This window comes from Microbacterium sp. (assembly GCF_011620715.1).
Lineage (GTDB): Bacteria > Actinomycetota > Actinomycetes > Actinomycetales > Microbacteriaceae > Microbacterium.
The window spans coordinates 1-4,019 of record NZ_WOYP01000042.1 but is presented as its reverse complement, the minus strand read 5'-3'; the positions used below and the strand labels follow the sequence as shown (position 1 = coordinate 4,019).

The following is a 4,019-nucleotide window of genomic DNA, read 5'->3' as shown; positions in this document are numbered from 1 at the left end:
CGCAGCGGCTGCTTCTCCCACTCCTCGAGCGTCAGCTCACGACTGAGCGCACGGTAGCTCGCCTCGACGTCGCGCATCTCGGCGACGAACGGCTCGCCGCGCACGAGCATGGAGATCTCCATGTTGAGACCGAATGACCGCATGTCCATGTTGCTGGAGCCGATGATCGCGACCTCGTCGTCGATCGTCATGGACTTGCTGTGCAGGATGAACGGCTTCCGGTACATCCAGATCTTCACGCCCGCGCGCAGCAGTACTTCGTAGTAGCTGCGTTGCGCGTGGTAGACGATCGCCTGGTCGCCCTCCTCCGAGACGAACAGCTCCACGTGCAGCCCGCGGTGGCACGCGGTCGTGATCGCGTTCAGCAGCGCCTCGTCGGGCACGAAGTACGGGCTCACGATGATGACCTTGCGCTGCGCGTAATAGATCAGACCGAGGAACAGTCGCAGGTTGTTCTCGAACTCGAACCCCGGGCCCGACGGGATGATCTGGCAGTCGAGGTCGCCTGGACCGGACTGCACGCTGAACAGGTCGATCTCGTCGGTGAGGATCTCGTCGGTCTCGCTGTACCAGTCGGAGAGGAAGACCGCGTTGACAGAGGCGACCACCGGACCCTCCAGGCGCGCCATGAGATCGACCCAGTGCAGGCCGCGCCTGATGTTCTTCCTCAGGTTGTAGGTCGAGTCGGTCACATTCTGCGAGCCCATGTACGCCACCAAGCCGTCCACGACCAGAAGCTTGCGGTGGTTGCGCAGGTCGGGTCGCTGGTACTTGCCCTTGAACGGCTGCACCGGCAACATGAGATGCCACTGCGCTCCCATATCCGTCAGGCGCCTGAGCGTCTTCTTGTAGAACGGCTTGCCGCGGTTCGCCCAGTGATCCAGCAGCACCCGGACGACCACTCCGCGGGCGGCGACCTCTTCGAGCGCACGAAAGAGATTGTCGGTCGCCGCATCCGTCTGGAGGATGTAAAACTCGAGGTGCACGTACCTGGTCGCCTCGCGCACCGCCTCCGCCATTGCGTCCAGGCTCTGCTGGTAGTCCGAAATCAGATGCGCGGCGTTGTCGCCGGCCAGTGGCATCGCACCCAGGTTGCGGTTGAGCGTCACCATCGAGGTGAACCACTCCGGCGCGTACGGGCGGAGCGTGCCGAAGTCGAGGTGCTCGCTCGTGTCGTGGATGTAGGTGTTGATCCGCTCCTGCTTGCGGCGGCGTTTGCGCGGCAGGCGCGGGTTGCCGATCAGCAGGAACAGCAGCACGCCGACGAACGGGATGAAATAGATCGCCAGCAGCCACGCCATCGCGGCCGTCGGCCGGCGGTTGCGCGGCACGATGATGATCGCTGCGATGCGGATGGTCACGTCGGTAATGAAGACCAGGATCACCCACCACGTCGCGTTGAACGTGATAGTCACAAGCTGCCTCCCCGCGGACTCTTGCCCAGCGTACTGGGAGTGCGGGTCAGCGCTCGGATGCCGCGGGTGTGGGAGGAAGCCCCCGCTTGGCGCGCTCCTCGGCCTCGATGCGCGCATACACGCGCCGCTCCGTGCGGTCCGCGCGAATGATGCTCCGGAGGATGTAGAAGAACAGCACGCTCACGACGACCGTCGGCAGTAGCGTCCAGAACACCGCGACCCAATAGTCATCCATGCCTGCAAGGATACCGGCCGCCCGCTCCTCCACAGCCCGCCCTCCAAAGGTCAGCATCCCCAGGCGAACCATCGTCCCGTCGTGAGCACCCCGCACCGACCAGGGTCGTCTCATGACCACGATCATCAAAGCCGCGAACGCGGCACAGTTCCTGTCCCTCGTTCCCAAGATGCTCGGCTACCGACCGACGCGCAGCCTGGTGCTCATCCCGTTCGCGGGCTCGCGCAGCATCGGCGCGATGCGCTTCGATCTGCCCACCGCGGCCGAATCCGCCGAGATCGACCGCATTGCGGCGACGCTCATCGGCATGGTCTGCCGCCTTCCCGAGGCGGATGCCGTCGCGGCCGTCGCCTACACCGATGAGTGCTTCGCCGACGCCGGGATGCCGCACCTCGATCTCATCGAGGCGCTTCAGCAGCGAGCCGATGCGTGCGGGGTGCGCATGACCGACGCGCTGTGCGTCGGCCCCGATGCCTGGGGATCGCGCTTCGACCCGACGTGCCCGCTCGAGGGAAGGCCACTCGAAGAACTTGACGCAGAACCGCGGGGCGCCGAGCACTTGTCCGTTGCCGAAGGCGATCAAGCGGCGGGGTCGGAGCTTCCCCCGGTCGACCTGGCCGAGAAGGAGCGCACCGCGCGGGCACTCGCAGCACTCGACGATGCCGTCGGCCTTCTGTGCGGACCGGAGTCGGTTGCTCGATCGTCGACGAGCACGGCAGCCCGCGAGAGCGCCGAGGAGGCGGCATCCGATCAGGAGTCCCCCGACGCCCGACGCGTCGACCCGCAGGCGCTCGCGACCGTGTGCACCCTGGACGATCTGCCGACACTGTTCGAGGAGGCCCTGGAGTGGGATGCCGAGGCACTCGCCCCCTTCGATGCAGCCGCACTCGCGTGGTGCCTCGCACGCCCCGCCCTGCGCGACATCGCACTCGTGCAATGGTGTGGAGGCATGTCGGCGGGTGACGAGGCGCTCGAGGCACAGCTGCGCTGGGAGTCGGGCGAGGAGTATCCCGCGGACCTCGCGATGCAGATGTGGGGGGAGGGCGAGCGGCCGGATCCCGACCGGCTCGAAGCCGCGCTCGCCCTCTCCCGACGCATTGCGGCGGCCGCGCCGCGCGAGGCACGAGCTGGGGTGCTCGCGACCTGCGGATGGCTGTCCTGGGCGCTCGGCCGGTCCACTCACGCCGAGCGATACGCGACGCTCGCCTGCGAGATCGAGCCCGAACACGGGCTCGCCGAGATCGTCCGGTCGTTCGTACTGGCCGGGCACCTCCCGGACTGGGCGTTCCGGCGGGGCTGACGCGCGGCTACTTGACCAACCGGAAGAGCGGGATCACTTGACCAGGGGCGAGAGCGAGATCACTTGACCAGCGGGAGGAGCGGGATCACTTGACCAGGGGGAACAGAATCGTCTCGCGGATGCCGAGGCCGGTGATCGCCATCAGCAGCCGGTCGATGCCCATTCCGAGTCCGCCCGAGGGCGGCATCCCGTGCTCGAGCGCGCGCAGGAACTCCTCGTCGATGCGCATCGCCTCCTGGTCGCCGCGGGCGACGAGCTTGGCCTGCTCGGTGAACCGCTCGCGCTGGATCACCGGGTCGACGAGCTCTGAGTAGCCGGTCGCCAACTCGAAGCCGCGGACGTAGAGGTCCCACTTCTCGACGACGCCGGCGATCGAGCGGTGCTCGCGCACCAGCGGGCTGGTGTCGAGCGGGAAGTCCATCACGAACGTCGGACGGACAAGGTCATCCTTCACGAAGTGCTCCCAGAGCTCTTCGACGAGCTTGCCGTGCGTGGAGAGCGGCGGTTCCTCGACGCCCTCGCGCGCGGCGAGCGTGCGAAGCTCATCGAGCGAGGTCTGCGGTGTGATCAAGACACCGGATGCCGCCGACAGCGAGTCGTACATCGAGATCCGGTCCCACTGGCCGCCGAGGTCGTACTCGGTGCCATCGACCCAGGTCACCGTGGTCGAACCGGCGACCGCGACCGCCGCGTTCTGCACGAGATCCTGGGCGAGGTCTGCAATGCCGTTGTAGTCGGAATAGGCCTCGTACGACTCGAGCATCGCGAACTCGGGACTGTGCGTCGAATCGGCGCCCTCGTTGCGAAAGTTGCGGTTGATCTCGAACACACGATCCAAGCCCCCCACGACAGCCCGCTTGAGGAACAGCTCGGGCGCGATGCGCAGGTAAAGCTCGGTGTCGAACGCGTTCGAGTGAGTGACGAACGGGCGTGCCGACGCGCCGCCATGCTGCACCTGCAGCATGGGAGTCTCAACCTCGATATAGCCGCGATCGGCGAAGGTCTGCCGCAGCGATGCGTTGACCTTCGCGCGTGCGCGGACGGTCTCGCGCGCCTGATCGCGCACGAT

The 4,019-nt window shown here is 66.7% G+C and carries 4 protein-coding genes; 1 reads left to right on the top strand and 3 read right to left on the bottom strand.

The window, feature by feature from the left end:
* The coding region (gene cls / locus QZV84_RS04035) for a cardiolipin synthase (protein ID WP_292825658.1) at positions 1–1,415 on the bottom strand (1,415 nt) is incomplete at its 3' end.
* Between the two features lie 46 nt (positions 1,416–1,461).
* Positions 1,462–1,650, bottom strand: a complete 189-nt coding sequence (locus QZV84_RS04030) for a hypothetical protein (protein WP_292825655.1) — start codon at positions 1,648–1,650, stop codon at positions 1,462–1,464.
* Between the two features lie 112 nt (positions 1,651–1,762).
* Here QZV84_RS04030 and QZV84_RS04025 point away from each other — a divergent pair, with 112 nt between their 5' ends.
* Positions 1,763–2,950 (top strand): DUF4192 family protein, encoded by a 1,188-nt coding sequence (locus tag QZV84_RS04025; protein ID WP_292825652.1) that lies wholly within the window; start codon positions 1,763–1,765, stop codon positions 2,948–2,950.
* A gap of 85 nt (positions 2,951–3,035) precedes the next feature.
* Here the strand turns inward: QZV84_RS04025 and QZV84_RS04020 are convergent.
* Positions 3,036–4,019: amino acid--tRNA ligase-related protein (locus QZV84_RS04020; RefSeq protein WP_292825649.1), on the bottom strand; the 984-nt coding region annotated here is incomplete at its 5' end.

What these genes read in the sequence shown, in the direction of transcription:
- QZV84_RS04030 (WP_292825655.1), bottom strand. Translation starts at nt 1,650, where the DNA reads ATGGATGACTATTGGGTCGCGGTGTTCTGGACGCTACTGCCGACGGTC.
- QZV84_RS04025 (WP_292825652.1), top strand. Translation starts at nt 1,763, where the DNA reads ATGACCACGATCATCAAAGCCGCGAACGCGGCACAGTTCCTGTCCCTC.